We start from the raw sequence: 20362 nt of genomic DNA, 5'->3' as shown, positions 1-20362 counted from the left end.
CCCATTAGCTCAGATGATGAAGTCGGCGCCCTCGGCGGAGACCGACTCGGACCGGTGGGCACCGTGCTGCGCGGCATCCGTCTGCATCCTGTTCTCGTCGGAATAGGTAGCCGTTACCAGGATGGGCATGTGATCTGAGGTGCCCTGCGGGAGGGTCTCGACATTGGAAACCATCAGTCCCATCGAGGTCGCCAGGTCGAAGTGTCCGCGAAAGAACTTGTAACGGGTGTAGGTGCGCGTGTCGCTGAGCGTGAGATCGTAGCCGGACTGGTTCACCTTATTGCCGAGCTTGCCCTGGAAGATCGGGTAGTTGTAATCGCCGACCATGAGGGTCGGCAGGCCAGGTCCGAGCAAGCTCAGCTCTTCGTGGGCGGTGCGAATTTGGTTGCGGCGCAGGGAATTGAGTGCGGTCAGCGGCGCGGCGTGAAACGATGCGACGACGAACTCCCGATGGGCGACATTATCAACGAGGCGGGTGGCGATCAGCCGCTCGTGCGCTGGCGCGGCGAGATGATCGTGCAACGACTTCTTGAGCGCAAAGGCCTGCGTTTTGACCGCGGTGAAGCGGTCCTTGTTGTAGTAAATGGCGAGGCCGAGCCGGTTGCGCCGGGTGGAATCGGCCAGGTGCAGGTTGCCGACCTCGGCCGGCAGATCGATCGTGTTGCATTCCTGCAGGCAGAGAATGTTGGGACTGTAACGTTCTGCCAAAGCGACGAGTTCGCCGCTGGCACGGTTCTTGCGGAGGTTGTAACTAATGACCCTCATGGCACCCGTCTCAGACTTGATGGCTGTGCCTCCAGCCTACGACTCTCGACGGGGTCGAAATTGAACATCCGGGGTCAGTTGACACATGCGCAGGTGGCATCCAGCCTGCCGACTTCCCCAAACGAAGGCGACGCCGAGGCATTCCTGCTCGGGCCTGCTCCAACCGCTCGAAACGTAGACTTGACCGGCCGCCGCGTTCCTGCGGCGCACGCGAGGGAGCCGCATGACCCAGAACGACATCGTTCTCATTCGCCACGGACAAACCGAGTGGAGCATCTCCGGCCAGCACACCGGGCGCACCGACGTTCCGTTGACCGATTTCGGGCGCCGACAAGCGGATGCTCTCGGCGAGATGCTCGACGGTCGACACTTCGATCGGGTCTACTCGAGCCCGCTGGTGCGTGCCTGGGAAACCATGGAACGGGCCGGTTACGGCGCGCAGGGCGTGGCGACCGATGACGTGCTGGAGTGGGATTACGGAGTGTATGAGGGACGCCGGACCGTGGACATCCGCTCGGAAATTCCCGGCTGGACCGTGTGGGGCGATCCGATTGTGGGTGGTGAATCCGTGGAGGAAGTGGGCGCACGGGCCGATCGCGCCATCGACGCCTGCCTCGCAGCCGAGGGCCGAGTGGCCATCTTCGCCCACGGCCACTTTCTGCGCATCATGACCGCACGCTGGATGGGCTTACCCGCCGTCGCCGGCAAGAGTCTGAGCCTCGGCACCGCAACCGTGTCAACGCTCGGCTGGGAGCGCGAAAACCGGGTGTTGCAAATGTGGAACGACTCCTCGCACCTGAGCTCGATGGACCCGATCGTTTAGTCGTACTACAAACGGCCGGACTACCCCTAGTCTGGGGTTAGACAGATTCTATTCGTTGGAACTTTTGTCGTGGGGGCGCACGAACGAATGTGCGGATTGCGCCCGGAGGGCACGACAGTGGGGGCTTGGGGCGTCATCTACTCGCGAGCCCGGTCAACGGGAGAACCCGATGTGCAACATCGGCGGCCACGCCAGCACGTGGCCCTGTCCCGACTCGCATCGTGCGGGTCTTTCGAAAGAGGGGAAAAAACATGAGTTCGTTCACACAGCTTTCACCGTCGCGCAAGCGACTTCTTGGCGCACTGCTGGCCTTCGGCATCATCGGAGTTGGCAGCATCGGAGTCGGCGGAGCCGTCGCCGCCGAGCCCACCCCGCGCGCTGCGGTCGAGCTTGGCGAGGCCGGCACCTTTGCTATCCTCTCGAAGTCCGGCATCACGGATGTCTACACATCCGCGATCAGCGGGAACGTCGGAGCGAGCCCGATCACGGGAGCCGCTATTCACGTCACCTGCCCGGAGGTGACCAACGGCACGATTTACAGCGTCGACGCCGAGGGCCCCTCCTGCATCGTGACCGATGACACGTACCTCACCGAGGCCGTCAGCGACCTCGAAATCGCCTACACCGATGCCGCCGGGCGCACCACCCCGGACTTCATCAACCTGGGCGCCGGCGAAATCGGTGGCCTGACCCTCACCCAGGGCCTCTACAAGTGGGGCACCGACGTGAACATCTCCACCGACGTCACCCTCACCGGCACCGCGGATGACGTCTTCATCTTTCAGATCTCCAAGGATCTGGAACAGGCTTCAGCTCAGGACGTGATTCTCGCCGGCGGCGTGCAGGCGAAGAACGTGTTCTGGCAGGTTGCCGGATCCGTCGCCATCGGCACGACCGCGCACTTCGAAGGCACCATCCTCAGCCAGACGATGATCGCCATGAAGACCGGAGCAACCATCAACGGCCGCCTCCTGGCCCAGACGGCCGTGACGCTGCAGAGCAACACGGTCACCGCGCCCGTCGAGTAGCTTCGCAAAAAACACACCGGTGCGGGCGACGGTTGTCGCCCGCACCGGTGTGCGCTAACGCACGAACATCGAGTTCAGTGCACCGGCACCCAGGTTCCCTTGACTCGCTCGGTGACCAGCGACGCCCGCAGCTCGGCAACAACCCGCAGATCTGCCACAACGTGGGCGCCGATCTGTAGGGCCGACGCCGCGTCATCCGCTGAGAAACGCACGACGACTCGGGCTGCGCCGGCGACGATCGTGAGGTCGGAGGCTTCCACCGTGGTGAATTCGGCGACGGCCGCAGCTGCCCTCGGCACGACCGTGGCGGGCGCGGTTCCCGAGTGCAGGGAGTCGATACTCATGGTGACGCGATAAGAAGGCATGGATTCAGGGTACGGGTACTGCCCCACCGAGACACTCAGGTGCGCCGCCTAGAGTTGTCGTTATGACTGAAACGACTGCTCCTGCGCCGCGCATCACGATGTATGGAGCGCAGTGGTGCAGCGATTGCCGTCGTTCCAAGTCATTGCTCGACCGCCTCGAGGTGGACTACGACTACGTCGATCTGTTGCTCGTCGAGGACGGCGCCGACCGCGCCCGCGCGATCAGCGGGCGCACCAACATTCCCGTCATCGTATTTCCCGACGACACGCACCTGGTCGAGCCGAGCGACGCCGAGGTACGCACCAGGCTCACCCAACTCGGCTGTATCAGCTGACCCAGCTTCACCCCGTGCTACTGTCAGAAATCGCAGGCACTAACGGGGGTAGCATCATGCACGCAACAAACACTACGTCGACGCGACCCATTCCTATTTCGCTTTGGATCAGCGCGGCACTTTTCGTCGTCTACTGCGTGCCAGGCGTGGCAGTGAGCTTGTCTGTGCGCGACGTGCCGCTCAACATTCTCGTGCTGCTCATGGTGTCTCCGCTCATGTTTATCGGCATGGTCATCTCGGTGGTCGATATCGTGCGCACCCGCAATCGCGGCAACATCAACGTGGCGTACGCGCGGCTGCAGTGGGTCGGCCTCGGACTCATGGTCCTGGCGATGCCGCTCTGGATGACCGCCGCCATCGTCATTGTCTCCCTGACTTAGCCGACCAGGTTCGCTCCTGCGCAAAGATTCCCTGGCTTTTCTGCTGGAGAGTTTTTCTACCGTTAATAATGGAGCTATTGATGTTTAGTCACTTTTACGCGTAACGTCGAAGTGTTACCCCGGACCCCGGTAGCAGTTTTTGACCGCACCGAGTCAGGGGTCCCAATGTTTCACACGTTCCTACATCCAATCAGCAGGCTCTCCGGCGAGGCATCGACTTCCGGTGGAATAGCCCTTCTGCCAACGACTGTGACCATCCTTCCGGTCGTCGATTTCGATCAGCAATCATCGTCTCGCGTTCCGCCAGCGCACGGAACCCCGCGCGGTGGCGGCACGATTAGTTCGGTCTCGCTCGAGGACTGGCTCGACAATCTCCCGGCGCGCGGCTGGGATACCTGAGCGCCGTTGTCGCGACAGCCGAAGACACCAGTCGGCAGTGTTGGCAACGGGTGAGTTATTCCCCCGTCACCCGATGCTTAGCGGCGCACGATGGAACGCAGCAGGCGCACGGCGACCGAGAGCGACGCCATGTCGTCTTGCGCGAGCGAGTTGACCTCGTCGAACACGCTGCGAGCCCGGCCGAGCTGTTCGGCGTTGAGTTCTTCCCAGGCGAGGAGGCGCTCGTCGGCAGCACCGGTATCCGTTTCGCCCAGCACGGACCGAGTCATGTCTGCGACGGTTGAGTAGAGGTCGTCGCGCAGGGCTGCGCGCGCGAGGGCCTGCCAGCGGTCCTTGCGCGGCAGTTTGGTGATTCGCTCGAGCAGATTGTCGATGCCGAACCGGTTATAGATCGTGTAATAGATTTCGGCGACCTGGGTGACCTGCACGTCTGCTCTGGCCGCGATCTTGGCCACGTCGAGCAGCGCATAAGCCTCAAACAATTCCGACCAGCGGCGACCGAGGTCGTCGGGCAAACCCCATTCTCTGGCCTTTTCTTCCTGCACTTCGAGGCGCTTTCGATCGGTGCCCTGCAGAAAGTCGCCGAGGTGCGCGCGCACCAGCGCGATCTGCGGCTTGTACTTTGCAATCACCTCACTGACGGGCATGTTGCTGCCGTGATTGACCTGCCAGCGCACGGCACGGTCGAGCAGACGGCGAATGTCCAGGTGGATCGCCGTCCATTTCTCGGTCGGGAACGACGACGGCAGCGCGTTGAGTTCGTCGACCATCGAGTCGAGGTCGTACACCTCGCGCAGAGCCACGAAAGCTCGCGCGATCGTCGCTGAGTTAGCCGAGGTTTCCTCCATCGCGCGGAAGGCGAAGGTGATGCCGCCGAGGTTGATCATGTCGTTCGCGACGACGGTCGCGATGATCTCTCGGCGAAGCGGATGCGTGTCCAGCTCGGCATCGAAACGTTCTGACAGGTGCGTCGGGAAGTAGCGGCGCAGGGTACTGCCGAACCACGGGTCGTCGGCCAGATCGCTGTCGCGCAGCGCGGTGGCCAGCTCGATCTTGGCGTAGGCGGCGAGCACGCTCAACTCCGGGCTGGTCAGTCCCTGCCCTCGGTCCAGGCGCTCCCGCAGAGTGGCCGTCGTCGGCAGGGCCTCCAGCTCGCGCTGCAGATCTCCCGATTCTTCAAGCCAGTTCATGAGGCGCTCGTAGCTCGGGCTCCAGTTGTTCACCAGCACACGGTCGTTGAGCAGCAGAATATTTTGGTCGACGTTGTCCACAAGAACCAGTCGCCCGACCTCGTCGGTCATCTCGGCGAGGAACCCTGCCCGCTCGGCCGGGTCGAGCTTGCCGGCGGCGACCATTCGGTCCACGAAGATCTTGATGTTGACTTCGTGGTCGGAGCAGTCCACCCCGGCCGAGTTGTCGATCGCATCCGTGTTGAGGATGACCCCGGCGAGCGCGGCTTCGATGCGGCCGAGTTGCGTGAACCCGAGGTTGCCGCCCTCCCCGACGACCTTGACCCGCAAATCCTTGCCGTCGACCCGAATGCTGTCATTGGCTTTATCGCCAACCTGCGCGGCCGATTCACTACTCGCTTTGACATAGGTGCCGATGCCGCCGTTGTAGAGCAGGTCGGTGGGCGCCAATAGAATCGCCCGCAGCAATTCAGGCGGGCTCAGCTGAGTGGTCCCCTCTGGCAGCCCGAGCACGACCCGCACCTCGGGCGAGATCGGAACGACCTTGGCCTGACGCGGGAAGACGCCACCACCGGCGCTGATCAGGTCGGCCCCGTAGTCAGCCCAGGATGAGCGCGGCAGTTCGAACAACCGGGCGCGTTCGACGGAGGAAAGCGCTGGGTCCGGGTTGGGGTCGAGAAAAATGTGTCGGTGGTCGAAGGCCGCGACGAGTTTAATGTGCTTGGACAGCAGCATGCCGTTGCCGAACACGTCACCGGACATATCGCCGACACCGACAACGGTGAAGTCTTCGGATTGTGTGTCAACACCGAGTTCGCTGAAGTGGCGCTTGACCGACTCCCAGGCTCCCTTGGCGGTGATACCCATCTCCTTATGGTCGTAGCCGACCGATCCACCGGAGGCGAACGCATCGCCGAGCCAGAAGCCGTACTCTGCGGCCAGCCCATTGGCGATGTCGGAAAAGGATGCCGTGCCCTTATCAGCGGCGACCACAAGATAACTGTCGTTGTCGTCATGGCGCACCACCCGGTGTGGTGCAACGACATGCTCGCCATCGGCCTCGGCCACCAGGTTGTCGGTCAGGTCGAGCAGCCCGCGAATGAACGTCTTGTAGCTGTCGATACCCTCGGACATCCACGCCGCACGGTCAAGACCGGGGTCGGGTAACTTCTTGGCGAAGAATCCGCCCTTGGCGCCGGTGGGCACGATGACGGCATTCTTGACCGTTTGCGCCTTCACCAGGCCGAGCACCTCGGTACGAAAATCCTCACGGCGATCGGACCAGCGCAGCCCGCCGCGGGCTACCTTGCCGAAGCGCAGGTGCACACCCTCCACCCGCGGCGAGTACACCCAGATTTCATACATGGGCTTGGGTGAAGGCATCTGCGCGATCTGTGACGGGTCGAGCTTGATACTGAGATAGGGCTTGTACTGGAAGAAGTTCGTGCGCAGCGACGCTTCGATCAGAGTGACGAACGTGCGCAGCACACGGTCGGCGTCGAGGGTGACGACCTGCTCCATCGCGACCCGCAGCTGTTCGCGCACGTCGGCGACGCGGAGCATCCGCTCGTCGTCAGTGAGGTCGGGGTCGAAACGGGCCTCGAACAGGGCAACGAGGCCGCGGGTGACGGCCGGGTTGGCGAGAAGAACGTTTGCGACGAAGCCGTAGGAGTTGGTGTTACCGATCTGCCGCAGGTACTTGGCGTAACTGCGCAGGATGATGACCCGGTGCCAGGGCATGCCGTCTTGCAATACCAGGCGGTCGAGGCTGTCGGATTCGATGGCTCCGCTGATGGCCGCGCCGAAAGAGTCGGCGAGCAACGTTCCGGTCGCAACCGGGTCAACTCCGGCCGGGTAGTGCAAGCCGAGGTCGTAGAGATAGAAGCGGCGCCCGTCAGCGGTCTGTATGTCGAACGGCACTTCATCGAGCACCTCGATGCCGAGGTTCTGTAGAAACGGCAGAATCTGGCTGAGGCTTTTCGGTTCGGTCATGTAGAGCTTGATGCGGGCGTCTTCGCCCGGGTCACCAGTCGTTCTGGGCAGGTATACGTGCAGCCCAGGGCGGGTGTGCGCCTGCGCGGATGCCGCCACCTCCGCGGCACGAGCCTCGAATCGCCCAATGTCTTCCAGCGCGTCGGTAATTTCGTAGTCGACCCGGTAGCTGTCGGGAAAAGCGTTGGCCCACACGTCGGCCAACCGCTTTGCTTCTTCAACCGAGTGTGTCTCACCCAGTTCGTCACTGATTCCCTCGGACCAGGATCGAACGGCTCTGGCCAGGCGTTGCTCCAGCGCGGCGACATCGACGGACTCCGCCGAGACAGTTTTGGGCAAGCGGATGCGATAGAACAAGCGCGCGAGCGCAGACTCGGTCATCCGCGCTTCAAAATCGAGCGACTCCGACTTGAACGTCTCCTGTAGTTCTTTCTCGATGCGCAGTCGTACGCCGGTGTTGTAGCGGTCACGCGGAAGGTACACCAGCGCCGACATGAACCGGCCGTAAATGTCGGGTCGCAGGAACAGGCGGGTACGACGGCGTTCCTGCAGACGCTGAATAGCCAGCGACGCCGTGACGAGGGCGGGCACCTCGATCTGGAACAGCTCGTCACGAGGATAGGTTTCCATGATGCCGAGCAGGTCTTTTCCGCTGTGCGACTCGGGCGGAAAACCGACTTCGGTCATCACAGCCGTGACCTTCTCGCGCAGCACCGGAACGGCGGTGACCGAACTGGTGTACGCGCTCGCGGCGAACAGACCGATAAAACGCTGCTCACCGTCGACCTGGCCGGAGGCATCGAAACTCTTGATTCCGATGTAGTCGAAGTAGGCGGGACGGTGCACGGTTGACCGGGAGTTGGCCTTAGTGATCACCAGGGCGGTACGCTCGCGCGCCTTTTGACGGCCGGCATCTGTCAGGTGCTGAACCTGGTGGCGGTCGTCGGCAAAACGCAGCAGGCCGAGGCCGCTGCCCTGGATGAGAGTGAGCACATCCTCGCCGCCCTGCGTTTCAAGGTTGTATTCGCGGTAGCCGAGAAAAGTGAAATTGCCCTCGTCGAGCCACTGCAAGAGCTGCTGGGTCTGGTGAAGGTCTTTGATGTGCTCGGCATCAACGATTGTGTCGAGCGCTTTGGCGATCTGCATGGCCTTGGTGCGCATGAGCGGCCAGTCTTCGACCGCGGCCCGCACGTCTTTGAGCACAGCGCTCAACCCGGCGATAAGGCTGGCCTGCTCGTCGTCGCTCGTGCTGTCGATCTCGATGGCGATCCAGGACTCGAGGTGTGAAGCATCATCACCGGTAGCGATGAGGTGGGCGATATTGGGCATGGCAGAGGTATCACCGCTGGAGACGCCGGCACTGGAGACGCCGACGCTGGTCGGGATGCGGTTGATGTCGACGAGGTCGTTCGTGGACTTGCTGCGAGCGACGATGAGCAGGGGGTGCACGACCAGGTGGATGGCGGAGTGCTGGCGCACCAGCTCGGCCGTGACCGAGTCAACGAGAAAAGGCATGTCGTCGGTGACGATATAGACGACACTGCGACCGGCTTCACTGTGAATCTCGACGGTCGCGGTCTTCGGCACCCGGTGCTGCGCGACCTGCCAGTGGGCCCGCGCCCGAGCCTCGAGAAGCTCGGGGGTATAGCTCGCCGCATCTTCGCCTGTTAGATGCTCGTAGTAATCATCTATGAACGTTTCGAACGTTGGGCCTAAGGGGAATAGACCCGCTGGGGACAGACCCGTTCGGGTGAAACCAGACGACATCGAAAAAACGCCTCCATCAAATTCATCGCCGTGCGGGTGCGGCTTGGTTACGCTCACAAGCTACCGGTCACCGCCGACATTCCCGGGTGGGAATCTGGCACGGCAATGACCGGAAACCTGCGAACAACAACCAGCGCACTGTGCACACAAACGAACTGCGTGTGCGGGCTCCTGCAACGGGCACGTCGGTGTGCCTCGCCGAACTCAATCATGGAAACCCTTGCTCGCCCATCGTAGCGCCGGGCCCTGCACTCTGGAACGTCGTCGCAGAACCTGCGGCCGGCCACCCGGAAATAGACAGCTGCTCGTCGATTCGGTCGTGACCGGCACATAAACGGACAACACCAACCGCTTTTAGTACCAGCCGACAGACTGCGAGTGCGACCAGGCTGCGCACGGCGATCCGTAAGATGAGGCCTTGATGTAGCCAAGGCCCCAGCTGATCTGCGTCGTGGCGTTGGTCGCCCAGTCGTTGCCAGCCGACGCCATCTTGCTACCGGGAAGTGCCTGGGGAATTCCGGTCGCACCACTGCTGGAATTGAGGGCCGCGTAGTTCCAGCCGGATTCCTTCTGCCACAACCGATCGAGGCAGCTGAACTGGTCCTCGGCCCAGCCGTACTGCGAGGCGGCCATCGAACGAGCTGTAGCGCGCGCACCGTCGACGGAATTGCCGCCCGCGAGGGATTGCATGCGAGCGGCTTCGGCAGCTGCTTGCGCTGCGGCTTGAGCCGCTGCTTCAGCAGCCGCAGCGGCCGCGGCAGCCGCAGCAGCCTCGGCGGCGACGCGGTCGACCTCAGCCGTGGCGGCAGCGACCGACGCGGTCTCTGCCTTCGCCTCGGCCGTGAGCGATTCCACCCGTTCGATGGGCAGGATCGCGTAGCTGGCCAGCGAGCTGACTACCGAGCTGAGAGTGGTGGCGTCCACTTTGCTTTGGCTGGCAGCGATGACGACGTGGGCCTCGCTGAGCGCAGCGGATGCGTTATCGCGCGTGATGGTCTCGCCGCGCTGCACGTAGAAGTCGAGCTGATCGCCCTGCAGGCCCCTGCTTTCGGCGAGTACGGCCGTGGCAGCGACGCTGCCCTGCCTGGCATCGGCCGATTGGGCGACGAATCCGCTGCTGGCGACCAGGCCGGCAATAACGAGTACGGTACCGGTCGCTACGGCAATCTCATGTCGGCGGGTTCGTGGTTTGCGCATCTTACGGTGAATTTGAGTGTTTGGGAGGGCAACGTGGGCATGGGGCGTTTCCGTGTGTTTTGGGCGCATGTCCTTCATCTGGCGCGAATGATGGACGCTAGGTACGCCCGTTCGCTGGGTTTTTGGCCCGTGCACTTCGGGGTGGCGCGGGCGAGGCCGCCAGCATGCCCGGTCTTATTGAACAAAACCTCACGATTTTCTGCGAAACCCCTGATTATCGGTCACGTGTGTTCTGTCGTGGCATACTTTGCGACTGCTGACCGGTCAGTCACCGGCGCGACGGGGTGTTTAGCCTGATCGTATCGATCGGCGGGAGAACGGAGTAGAGCGCGGATTCAGGCTAAAAAATACCGAGGATGGTGGCAAAAATTCTCATCTCGTCTGTGAATCGCGACAGGTCAAAGTTCTCGGGCAGCAGCCCGCCGAGGCTTCCAGGGTGCGCCTCCCGGTTCGCCCCGCGGGTGCGCAACTCAACGCCGCGCTGTCCGCGAGTGCCGAGCACGAGCTGCGGAGTACCGTTGCGATGCACGGGACTTTCCGACGTAATGACGAGATCGGCCGCCAACAAGTGCCGGTTGTCGCGGACGAGTTCGGCCAGATGCGGGCTTTTAATCTCGTCCTCGCCCTCAATGAGCACCTTTACATTAACCGGAAGCTCGCCGGTGCCACGCCCGAACACGCGACCGGCTCGAATGGTCGACTTGAACGGATCGTCATGCCATCGCGCATCAAAATCCGCCGGTTGCACGTCGTAGTGCCCGTAAATGAGTACGGTCGGCAGACCGGGATCGACGACGCGTTCGCCGTACACCGCCGGCGGTCCATAGCCCTCGATCAGGTGCGCGCGCAGACCACTCGTGCAGACACTGTTCAGCACGATCTGGGCGCACACGGCAAGGTCGTCTGTGGGCTGAGCACTCACGCCGGCGGTGCGAACGAGACAGGCGAGTTCGTCGAGCGCTGCGGCAAACCCGGAATCAATGTGGGCGTAGACATCGTCCATGGTCATAACGTCACTGGCCCGGCATACCGGCGTGGCCTCGCACTTGCTGCACCGCTTCCACGACCCAGAAAAACCTCCCGGTCAGCTTCGGTCATCAACATTTGGTAGCCCCTCACGGCGAATGTCACTGGCCATTTCTGTTCATCATATAGATGTCCTGTCTATGCAGCGATACAATTTGAAAACTGCCTGTCCCACGAACTTCCGCGAAGAATCTGGAACCGTGCGGCGGTCGGCGCTGGCGAGTGCGCGAGGTGCGCGCCTCTACCCTTCTTTCAACCTCCCGAAACGAGCCCGTCATGACCCCCCAGCTGCGTGCCCTTGTCAACGCTCGTCTCATCGATGGCACCGGTGGCCCGGCCCGCGCACGGTCGACCGTGATTATCGATGGCGAACGTATTGTCGAGGTGACCGACGATCGCCCCCTTCCCAGCACGGTCGAGGTCGTCGATCTGGGCGGTGCCACCCTGATGCCCGGCCTTATCGACTGCCATACGCACCACGCCGGGTGGGCGCAGAGCCTGGTCGCGCACCCGGAACCGCTTGGACTGCTGGTGTCCCAGACCGTGGCTGCCCTGAAGGTGACGGTGGAGGCGGGAATCACCACGGCCCGCGATCTCGGGGGTTTGGAACGCGGGTTCGTCGAAGCCGTTGACCGCGGAGTCATTCCCGGTCCACGTTTGCAGACCTCGCTGATCATTGTGTCGCCGACGAACTCGCTGATGGATCACCACCCGGTGTCGGGCGGCGCGATCAATTCCCGCGGGCGGTACGAGATCTGGCCTGGCCTGCCCAAACCGTGGTGCGACGGCCCGGTGGCTGCCCGGGCCAAGGTCCGAGAGGTTATTCGCATGGGCGCCGACGTCATCAAGGTTGCCATGTCGGGCAGCATGACGTTCGCCGCACGACGACAGCACCGCCCGCTGTTCACCGAGGAAGAACTCGCAGCCATCGTGGACGAGGCGCACATCGAGGGGATCCCGGTGTGCGCACACGCCCACGGTGACCCCGGCGCGATCCTGGCCGTGCAGGCTGGCGTCGATACCATTGAGCACGGAACCTATCTCACCGAAGAGTGCGCGCGCGAAATGGCTGATCGCGGCACATGGTATGTTCCAACAATGTGCATCTCCAACTGGCACAGCACCCTGTCCCAGGCAAGCGTGCGCGCCCACACCGCCGACATGCCTGCGCGCCATCGAGAGAGCATTGCTCGGGCCGTGCGACTCGGCGTGCGCATCGCGGCGGGCACCGATACCAACCCGTTCCACGGATTCGGGCGCACCGGGATGGAATTGGAATTGCTGGTCGAGGCCGGAATGACCCAAGCAGAAGCGATCGCGGTCGCCACTGACCAGTCCAGCCAGTGCCTGGGCATGTCAGCCAATGTCGGTACCGTCGCGGCGGGCAAATTCGCCGATCTGCTCATCGTGGACGGCGACCTGCACCGGGACATCCGCTTGCTACAGGATGCGAGCCGTCGTACCGCCGTGCTGAAAGGTGGCCAGTTCATGAGTGGTTCACCTCTTTCTATAGCGGATGCGCGCAGCCGCCGAACGATCGCGGTAACCGCATGACGACCGACACCGCCGACACCCCGGAGACGTCGACGGCACCGCCCGTCGCAGCAGGCCCGGCCACCGACTACATGATCGGGCCGGTCGCCGCGGCCCTCGACATCATGCTCGAGTTCGAGAGTGGACAAAGGGAACTGCGCGTTGCCGACATCGCCCGGCGAATTGGCGTGACCCGAAACAAGGCGTTCCGACTGATTAAAACCCTCGAATCGCGCGGTTTTCTCCAACGCGTAGGCGACCACTACCGGGTGGGCAGTCGATTGCTCACCCTCGGCGAAGTGGCGGCCCAACCGATCGAGGCATTGCGTGCCGCCGCGCAGCCCGAGCTGGACGCGTTGCAAGCGCAGACCAATGAAACGGTCTACCTGCTGGCTCCGTTGGGCATGGAAGCGATCTGCATCTCCCGCATTGAGAGCACCCATTCCCTGCGCATCTCGGTGAATGTCGGCCAGAAACGACCACTAACTGCGGGGGCGGGGCAGAAGATGCTGCTCTCCGGCCAGGACGAGCAACACCTGACCCAGGTACTCAAACATCGGGGGCCAGCGTTCACCGAACACACCATCACCGACGAGGGCGAGTTGCGCCGACAATTAGAGGAAATTCGCCAACGCGGTTACAGCCTCAGCCTCGGCGAGGTCGATTCCGGGGCCGGGGCCGTCGCCGCGCCTGTCTACGACTACTCTGGTGACATGATCGCGGCCTTGGTAATTGGGGGTGCCATGTCGCGGGTGTCGGGCAATGTCGAGGGTGCGTGGAGGGATTCGGTCGTCAGCGCCGCCCACCGCATTTCTGCAACGCTCGGCCACCACCAAAAATAGCGGCGCTTCTACCGAGCAACTCCAACGCTCCGTCGCCAATCGCCTGCAAAACACACCACATTTCACGCAGGCATGTTGAGTTCAGCTTAATCAACTACAGCAACGGAGCACCATCAATGAAGCGTATCCAGATCGCGATAACCCTCTGCCTGGCCCTCTCGGTCTCGCTCTTAGCCGGTTGTAGCGCAGCGGTTGAACCGGCAGACCCCGCAGTTTCCACTCTCATGGACCAAGCCATTCACGACGCTTTACCCCAAAACGTTCAGGACGCCGGCGAGCTCACTGTCGTCACGAGCGGTGCAAACCCACCGTGGTGGGTAACGACGCCCGGAAAAACCGGCGAGTACACCGGCGCCGGCGCCGAGCTGATGGAGGCCATCGCGGAGGTGATGGGCGTGGATATCAAGATCGCCACCGTGCCGGACATTTCCGGCGCATTCGCCGCGATCAGCGCCGAACGTTACGCCTTCGGTTTCTTCCCCTACGCCGACTCGGTCGGCGGACCGAAGGAGCGCCCAGGCGCCGAATTCGTTGACGTTCTGCAGGAGGTCGTACCTTTCCTGGTTGAGAAGGGCAACCCCAAGAACGTCACCAACATGGACGAACTGTGTGATGTCACAGTGGCAGCACTCGCCAACGCCGCCACGTACAGAGTCGCCGAGGCTCAGGCAGTGAAGTGCCAGGAGCAGGGTAAGAACCTCACCGTGCTGAGCGTCGCGAGCGTTCCCGACGGCGTGCTGGCGTTGCGATCAGGGCGAACGGATGCCTTCTTCACCGGCGGCGCCTCGCTGTTCTACGCGGCCAGGGAATCAAACGGCGAGTTGGAAGTCGTCGGCGACGAGTTCGCCAACGGGTTCGCCGGTCAGTTCATGGGAGCTCTGCTCCCTAAAGATTCTGAGCTCTCTGACCCCCTGCTCGCGAGTTTTCAGGTGCTCTTTGACAATGGTGACTACGAGAAGATCATGACCAAGTACGGTCTCGATCGAGAGATTATCGAACAGCCCGGCATCAACCTCTACGCCGACTGGCTCGCCGCGAACCCGCAATAGTCATGGCTACCCTGCCGAGTAACCAGACTGACTTCGAATTGCCTCTCACGCAACACCCCGTGGACGTCGCACACGCCTTGGCTCCCCGGCGGCCCGCTACCTGGGTACTCTCCATAATCACCGTGGTCGTCGCCGCGCAAATCGTGCACCTGTTCCTGACGAACCCCAACTTTGAATGGGACGTCGTCGGGCAATACCTCAACAGTGAAACCGTGCTCCAGGGCGTTGTGATGACTCTCTTTCTCACGGTAACGGCGATGACGATCGGTCTGGTTCTCGGCGGCGTTCTGGCGGTGTGCCGGCTGTCAGACAATACCCTGTTACGCGTGCTCGCTTCGTCGTACATCTGGCTCTTCCGGGGCACACCACAGCTCGTGCAACTGATCTTTTGGTTCAACATCGGCCTGCTCGTGCCGGTCTTGAGCATCGGGATTCCGTTTGGTCCGACATTCGCCTCCATTGAGTCCAACACTCTGGTGACGCCGCTGTTGGCGGCCATAGTCGGTCTTGGTCTGCACGATGCCGCCTATCAGGCCGAGATCTATCGCGCTGGGCTGATCTCGGTCGACGAGGGGCAGCTCGAGGCGGCACAAGCACTGGGCATGAAGCCGGTTCGGGTCTTCTTTCGAATCCAGCTGCCCCAGGCCATGCGCTTCATCGTTCCGCCCACTTTCAACTCCATCATCGCGCTGGTGAAGGGAACTTCGTTGGTGAGCGTGATCGGCGGAGCCGAGCTGTTGTTCTCGGTCAAGGAGATCTACAGCCAGACCTATCAAACCGTGCCACTGCTGATTGTCGCGAGTATCTGGTACCTGTTCATCACGACCGTGCTCAACGGCGTGCAGTTCTTCATTGAGCGTCACTATGGCCGGGGGGCCAGCCGCAAGAGCAGTTCGTCTCTGGTCGCCAGGTTTTTCGATCGACGAGCCGCCGAGCGCACCCTGAATCGAGGTATGGAATCGTGACTTTGCCCCTTCTGCGCATCAGCGAATTGCGCAAGCAATTCTCCGGGGTCGAGGTGCTCAAGGGCATAAATCTCGAGGTGCGTATCGGCGAGACGGTCGCGATTCTCGGTGCGTCAGGGTCGGGAAAATCCACCCTGCTGCGCTGCGTGAATTGCCTCGAGGTTGCCAGCGGCGGGTCGATCTGGGTAGGCGACGAGCTGATGGGCTATCGGCAAGGGTCTGGAGAGACCGTGCGCCGGCTCACCGAAAGCCAGATCGCCGTGCAGCGTCGCAACGTGGGAATGGTTTTTCAGAACTTCAACCTGTTTCCGCACTGGACCGTGCTGCAGAACATTACCGACGGCCCCCGCTCCATTCTCAAATTGAGCAAGGCCGACGCCATCGAGCGCAGCATGACACTGCTGGCCCGGGTTGGATTGGCCGATCGCGCCAACGCCTACCCGCGCCAGCTCTCCGGCGGGCAGCAGCAGCGCGTCGCCATCGCCCGGGCACTGGCCCTCGAACCCGCTCTGCTCTTGTTTGACGAACCGACGTCGGCCCTCGATCCGGAAAACGTCAGCGAAGTCACCGATGTAATGGCCGCGTTGGCGGCCAGTGGCGCCACCATGCTCGTGGTCACCCACGAGTTGGGCTTCGCTCGGGCAGCCGCCGATCGGGTCGTCTTTATGGACGGCGGCGTCATTCTTGAGCAGGGGTCGCCGACCGAGGTCTTCGACCACTCGCAGCAGCCGCGCACCCGGGAGTTTCTGCGCAAGACCCTGGTTTGATTCGACAACTCTCCCGTTGCGGCTCACACTGTAACCACCAGTCGCCTTCAAAGGAGAAACCGTGACCATACTCTCAGATGCCCGTGAACTTGCCGGAGCCATCACCGACCTGCGCCACCGACTGCACCAGGAACCCGAAATCGGGCTGCAGTTGCCACGCACGCAGGAGAAGGTACTCGAGGCCCTCCAGGGCCTTCCGTACGAGATCAGTCTTGGTACCGACACGACCTCGGTGACGGCGGTGCTGCGCGGAACCGGCGTCGGGGCATCCGCTTCACGGCCCGTGGTGTTGCTGCGCGGCGACATGGACGCGCTCCCAGTTCAGGAACGCACCGGGCTGGAGTTCAGCTCGCGCATTGACGGCGCCATGCACGCCTGCGGTCACGACTTGCACACCGCCATGCTCGTGGGCGCGGCGACTCTGCTCGCCCACCACCGTGACCAACTCGCCGGAGACGTCGTACTCATGTTTCAGCCCGGCGAGGAGGGCTACGACGGGGCGGGAGTGATGATTAGCGAGGGCGTGCTCGACGCTGCCGGCCGCCGCGCCGACGCCGCCTACGGCCTGCACGTCACGTCGGCCGGCGCATCCAACGGGCAATTCGCCAGTCGCACAGGAACCCTGATGTCGGCCAGCGATGGCCTCACGGTGACGGTGCACGGGGCTGGCGGGCACGGCTCTGCCCCGCACCAGGCGCAGGATCCGGTGACGGTGATTGCCGAGATGGTCACCGCCCTGCAGGTGATGGTCACCCGCCAGTTCGACATGTTCGACCCGGTGGTGCTCTCGGTCGGGGTGCTGCACGCCGGCACCAAGCGCAATATCATCCCCGACTCCGCGCGACTTGAAGCGACCGTGCGGTCATACACTCCCGAGTCGCGCGCCAAGCTGGCGCGCGTGGTGCCTCGGCTGCTCAAGGGAATCGCGGCCGCGCACGGCGTTGAAGTAACGGTGGACTACGTCACCGAATATCCGCTGACCGTCACAAACGAGGGCGAAACCGGCCGGGCCGAGCGCGTCGTCGGCGAACTCTTCGGCGAAAAACGGTTCACACGCATGGTCAACCCCCTCAGCGGCTCCGAGGACTTCTCGCGAGTGTTGCAACAGGTACCGGGAACCTTTGTCTTTCTCTCGGCCGCGCCGCGGCAAGCGGATGCCCCCGCCGCCTTCAACCACTCCCCCGCGGCAACCTTTGACGACGGTGTCCTGGCCGATGGCACGGCCCTGTACACGCAGCTGGCGCTGTCGCGCATGGCCGAACTGGCGGTTTAAGGCCTTGGCCGGCTTCGGTGGACCCACCACGTCGTCGGTTTCGCGCACGTAGTCGGTGCGCGCACAAAAGCGGACGCTTGCCATGCACACATGCCACGAATAAGCCGCGCGACACGGCACTAAAGTTCACCCAGTTCGCGGGGAGGCGCATCTCGCTCCTGCGTGCTTAGCTGGATCCAGAAGCTTTTTGGGAGTCCGACAATTTATAATTTCACGCTAAACAGCGATACCACTATGGCCAATATGGCAGATCGAGCACGCATCATCGATGCGGGCAGCGCCACCTATCACGATGGGCAGGCAGAATGACCGTTCCAAGACTCTATCTCTCCGTCAACGGGTGCCTGTGCCCCCGTTCCGAGCCAGACCCGGCCTGGGGCGACGTGGCCAAGGCATCGATCAACATCGAGTACGGCGACGGTCATGCTTCCACCCGTGACGTGCGCTGGGCTCCCCGCCTGATTACGGCTCTCGACTCCTTGCTGATGCAATACGGAGTAGAACTGGTCTGGCTCACCTCCTGGAACGAGTTCGATGCCACCCGGCAGCTGCTCGTACCCGAGCTGCACGGACTGGCCGGCGGGCGCATGCTCGACGTGACGACCCCTCCGAAACGCCCCGGCCGAACCGATGGCGAGACGGGACTGTGGAAGTCCCAGCGCATCGAAGAAGATCAGAACGTGCCTGCACCGTTTATCTGGATCGACGATGCCGACGTGGAACTTCACGGGGAGAAGGTGCTCAACGCCACGCTGGAGACACCGTCGCTGCTCATTCCACCGCACTCCGCGGTAGGCATCACCGTTGACGACATCGCCCTGATGCGCATCTGGCTTGAACAGCTGCCCTGACGCAGTTCGAGCGCTCGCCGTGCCGATCGTGCCACTCTTGCCACGACTGAACACGGTGCGGCCACGTTCGGCTAGCTGCGCAGGTTCAATTGGTTCAACTATTTGCGCCAGGTTCGACTAACTACGCCAGGTTCAATGAACTACGCCAAGTTCAATTAGGTGCGCCAGGGTGGTTCGGGGCTGGGGGTGTTGGCGCGGTGGGTGTGTGCGGGGCGCCAGGTTTGGGTGGGGTCCCAGAGGAGGGGCCCGCGTATTTGGGGTCGGCGGTTGATCATGCGGATGTTCCAGCCGCTGGTGTCGATGGTGTGGTGGTGGTACCAACAGAGGAGGGTGCCGTTGTCGATGGTGGTGGGGCCGTGTTTGCGCCAGGGGATGACGTGGTGGGTTTCGCACCAGCGGGCGGGGGTGGTGCAGCCGGGGATGATGCAGCCTTCGTCGCGGGCACTGATCGCGGCTCGTTGTTTGGGGCTGAAGCAGCGCACTGTGTCGCCGAGGCGGAGGATGTCGCCGTTGGTGCCGATGATGACCTTTTGGGCGCCGCCAGCGCAGATGGCTTCTTTCACTCGGCGCAACGAGACGGGCGCTTCGATGCCGTCGATCCACCCAACCCCGCGCTCCTGGTCGAGGTCGATGGCATTGACGTGGATCATGACGGTGGGGGCGGCACCGCCCATGGTCGGGGTTTTCGGGTCGCGGGCGGCCGCTTCGAACACCGAGCGAAGGATGTCAGCGCGTTTTTCGCCGGCGGTGCGGCGGTCGCCGTCGTAGCGGATGTCGCCGCTGAAGGGGTCGGCGCTGAAGCGTTCACCATCTGCGTTCGGATCACTAACGTCGACGCCGTCCAGCTCACTGGGGTCGTCGCCGGATTCGGTGGGTTCAAACCGCGGTGTGCGAGACCGGGCCGAGAGGTAGGTGTCGAAGAGGGTGTCCATGATGCCGCGTAGTTCGGGGGTGACGTCGGCGCGCAGCGGGTAGAGGCCGTTGCGCAGCAGCCCGAAGGTGAGCGTGCTTTTCGCTTCCGTGAGGTCGTCGGTGGGGGCGGTGCCGTCGGGGTCGAGCCGTCCTTGCCATTCCAGGGCTTGTGCCCGCAGCAGGTCGGGGGCGAAGCGGATGCCCGCGCCCGGTAGCCCGGCCGTTTCCGGGGTGATCGCTCCGGTAGCCGACGCAACGAGGGCGCGTTCCACGTGGTCAAGATCGTCCTGCATCACCTTGCCGTGCAGCGCGGTCAATGTGGTGGCAATGATCTCCGCCGACTCCACCCCGAGCTCCCCGCTCTCCAGGCCGTCGGCGATGACCGGGTATCGGGCTGGCACGGGCAGGCCCATCGGGGTGCGTTCCACGACGGTCTCGCCGAGTTTCAGGCGCCGTTTAGCTTCGCGGCCGGAGATGCCGGCGAGTTGGGTGATGAACTCGACCCGGTTGCGGCATCCGTTTTTGTAGGCGAGCGACCCGTTGCCGAGGTCGGTTTCGGCGCGCACACCAATGTCGGTGGTTGCCCGTAGCCTGGCACCATCGACCCTGCGACCGAGCTCTTCCAACGCCGCCAACACCGCGACGGCTTCAGCGTCATCCAGGTGACCAAACCGTGTTCCGTCCAGAACGAAGCCCAGCAAAGCACCCGCTTGACCAATGACTTCAACTCGGGAACCCTCGGGTTCCGGCACGAGGCCGGTTGCAGCGGGTGGAGCGGGTGGAGCGGTGAGGGTCATGGCGTCGGTGCCTCCTTCACCCCCAATTATAGCCGGAATCATCCCTAAACACGAGAGAATATCAGTAAAATACTGATTTGTGTTCAGAATTTTCTGCCAGTAAACG

At 62.9% G+C, this 20362-nt stretch carries 18 protein-coding genes; 12 read left to right on the top strand and 6 right to left on the bottom strand.

Going from position 1 to position 20362, the window contains the following annotated elements:
- Positions 1-9: 9 nt before the first annotated feature.
- On the bottom strand, positions 10-765 hold the full coding sequence (locus tag CXY70_RS02740; protein WP_104190858.1) for an endonuclease/exonuclease/phosphatase family protein: 756 nt from the start codon (positions 763-765) through the stop codon (positions 10-12).
- Positions 766-988: 223 nt separating this feature from the next.
- Between CXY70_RS02740 and CXY70_RS02735 the strand changes: the two genes are divergently transcribed.
- A complete protein-coding gene (locus CXY70_RS02735; protein WP_104190857.1) occupies positions 989-1588 on the top strand; it encodes a histidine phosphatase family protein in 600 nt (199 codons plus the stop codon).
- A 251-nt stretch (positions 1589-1839) separates the two neighbouring features.
- Complete coding sequence (locus tag CXY70_RS02730) at positions 1840-2616, top strand: ice-binding family protein (protein ID WP_104190856.1); 777 nt, start codon at positions 1840-1842, stop codon at positions 2614-2616.
- A 74-nt stretch (positions 2617-2690) separates the two neighbouring features.
- Here CXY70_RS02730 and CXY70_RS02725 read toward each other — a convergent pair whose 3' ends face one another.
- Positions 2691-2981, bottom strand: a complete 291-nt coding sequence (locus tag CXY70_RS02725; RefSeq protein ID WP_146066035.1) for a hypothetical protein — start codon at positions 2979-2981, stop codon at positions 2691-2693.
- A 62-nt stretch (positions 2982-3043) separates the two neighbouring features.
- Here CXY70_RS02725 and CXY70_RS02720 point away from each other — a divergent pair, with 62 nt between their 5' ends.
- The 3 genes from CXY70_RS02720 to CXY70_RS17695 all read left to right on the top strand — a co-directional run bounded on the left by CXY70_RS02720 (position 3044) and on the right by CXY70_RS17695 (position 4095).
- Entirely contained in the window at positions 3044-3316 is a 273-nt protein-coding gene (locus CXY70_RS02720; protein ID WP_104190854.1) for a glutaredoxin domain-containing protein, read from the top strand.
- Between the two features lie 152 nt (positions 3317-3468).
- On the top strand, positions 3469-3696 hold the full coding sequence (locus CXY70_RS02715; protein WP_146066034.1) for a hypothetical protein: 228 nt from the start codon (positions 3469-3471) through the stop codon (positions 3694-3696).
- A 249-nt stretch (positions 3697-3945) separates the two neighbouring features.
- Positions 3946-4095: a hypothetical protein gene (locus CXY70_RS17695; protein WP_158250889.1), complete on the top strand. Its 150-nt coding sequence runs from the start codon at positions 3946-3948 to the stop codon at positions 4093-4095.
- Positions 4096-4172: 77 nt separating this feature from the next.
- Here CXY70_RS17695 and CXY70_RS02710 read toward each other — a convergent pair whose 3' ends face one another.
- From CXY70_RS02710 to CXY70_RS02700, 3 genes are all read right to left on the bottom strand, one after another.
- Positions 4173-9044 carry an NAD-glutamate dehydrogenase gene (locus CXY70_RS02710; RefSeq protein WP_104190852.1) on the bottom strand — a complete coding sequence of 1624 codons (4872 nt, stop codon included), beginning with the start codon at positions 9042-9044 and terminating at the stop codon, positions 4173-4175.
- 354 nt (positions 9045-9398) lie between these two features.
- On the bottom strand, positions 9399-10241 hold the full coding sequence (locus CXY70_RS02705) for a hypothetical protein (protein WP_233205705.1): 843 nt from the start codon (positions 10239-10241) through the stop codon (positions 9399-9401).
- A gap of 340 nt (positions 10242-10581) precedes the next feature.
- Complete coding sequence (locus tag CXY70_RS02700) at positions 10582-11250, bottom strand: M20/M25/M40 family metallo-hydrolase (protein ID WP_104190850.1); 669 nt, start codon at positions 11248-11250, stop codon at positions 10582-10584.
- 293 nt (positions 11251-11543) lie between these two features.
- Here CXY70_RS02700 and CXY70_RS02695 point away from each other — a divergent pair, with 293 nt between their 5' ends.
- From CXY70_RS02695 to CXY70_RS02665, 7 genes are all read left to right on the top strand, one after another.
- Positions 11544-12821: an amidohydrolase family protein gene (locus CXY70_RS02695; protein ID WP_104190849.1), complete on the top strand. Its 1278-nt coding sequence runs from the start codon at positions 11544-11546 to the stop codon at positions 12819-12821.
- Entirely contained in the window at positions 12818-13642 is an 825-nt protein-coding gene (locus CXY70_RS02690) for an IclR family transcriptional regulator (RefSeq protein ID WP_104190848.1), read from the top strand. Before CXY70_RS02695 ends, CXY70_RS02690 begins: the two co-directional genes overlap by 4 nt.
- A 116-nt stretch (positions 13643-13758) precedes the next feature.
- A complete protein-coding gene (locus tag CXY70_RS02685) occupies positions 13759-14691 on the top strand; it encodes a transporter substrate-binding domain-containing protein (RefSeq protein WP_104190847.1) in 933 nt (310 codons plus the stop codon).
- A 59-nt stretch (positions 14692-14750) separates the two neighbouring features.
- Positions 14751-15656: an amino acid ABC transporter permease gene (locus CXY70_RS02680; protein WP_199183353.1), complete on the top strand. Its 906-nt coding sequence runs from the start codon at positions 14751-14753 to the stop codon at positions 15654-15656.
- On the top strand, positions 15650-16423 hold the full coding sequence (locus CXY70_RS02675) for an amino acid ABC transporter ATP-binding protein (RefSeq protein WP_369851552.1): 774 nt from the start codon (positions 15650-15652) through the stop codon (positions 16421-16423). The genes CXY70_RS02680 and CXY70_RS02675 overlap by 7 nt, the downstream gene beginning before the upstream one ends.
- 61 nt (positions 16424-16484) lie before the next feature.
- Entirely contained in the window at positions 16485-17696 is a 1212-nt protein-coding gene (locus CXY70_RS02670) for a M20 family metallopeptidase (protein ID WP_104190844.1), read from the top strand.
- A 305-nt stretch (positions 17697-18001) separates the two neighbouring features.
- Complete coding sequence (locus tag CXY70_RS02665) at positions 18002-18547, top strand: HAD domain-containing protein (RefSeq protein WP_104190843.1); 546 nt, start codon at positions 18002-18004, stop codon at positions 18545-18547.
- A gap of 155 nt (positions 18548-18702) precedes the next feature.
- Here CXY70_RS02665 and CXY70_RS02660 read toward each other — a convergent pair whose 3' ends face one another.
- Entirely contained in the window at positions 18703-20256 is a 1554-nt protein-coding gene (locus tag CXY70_RS02660) for an HNH endonuclease signature motif containing protein (protein ID WP_158250888.1), read from the bottom strand.
- Between the last annotated feature and the right edge of the window lie 106 nt (positions 20257-20362).

Source organism: Cryobacterium sp. Y82, from assembly GCF_002929495.1.
Lineage (GTDB): Bacteria > Actinomycetota > Actinomycetes > Actinomycetales > Microbacteriaceae > Cryobacterium > Cryobacterium serini.
Note: the sequence above shows the minus strand (reverse complement) of the source record. Positions and strands in the feature narration are given on the sequence as shown.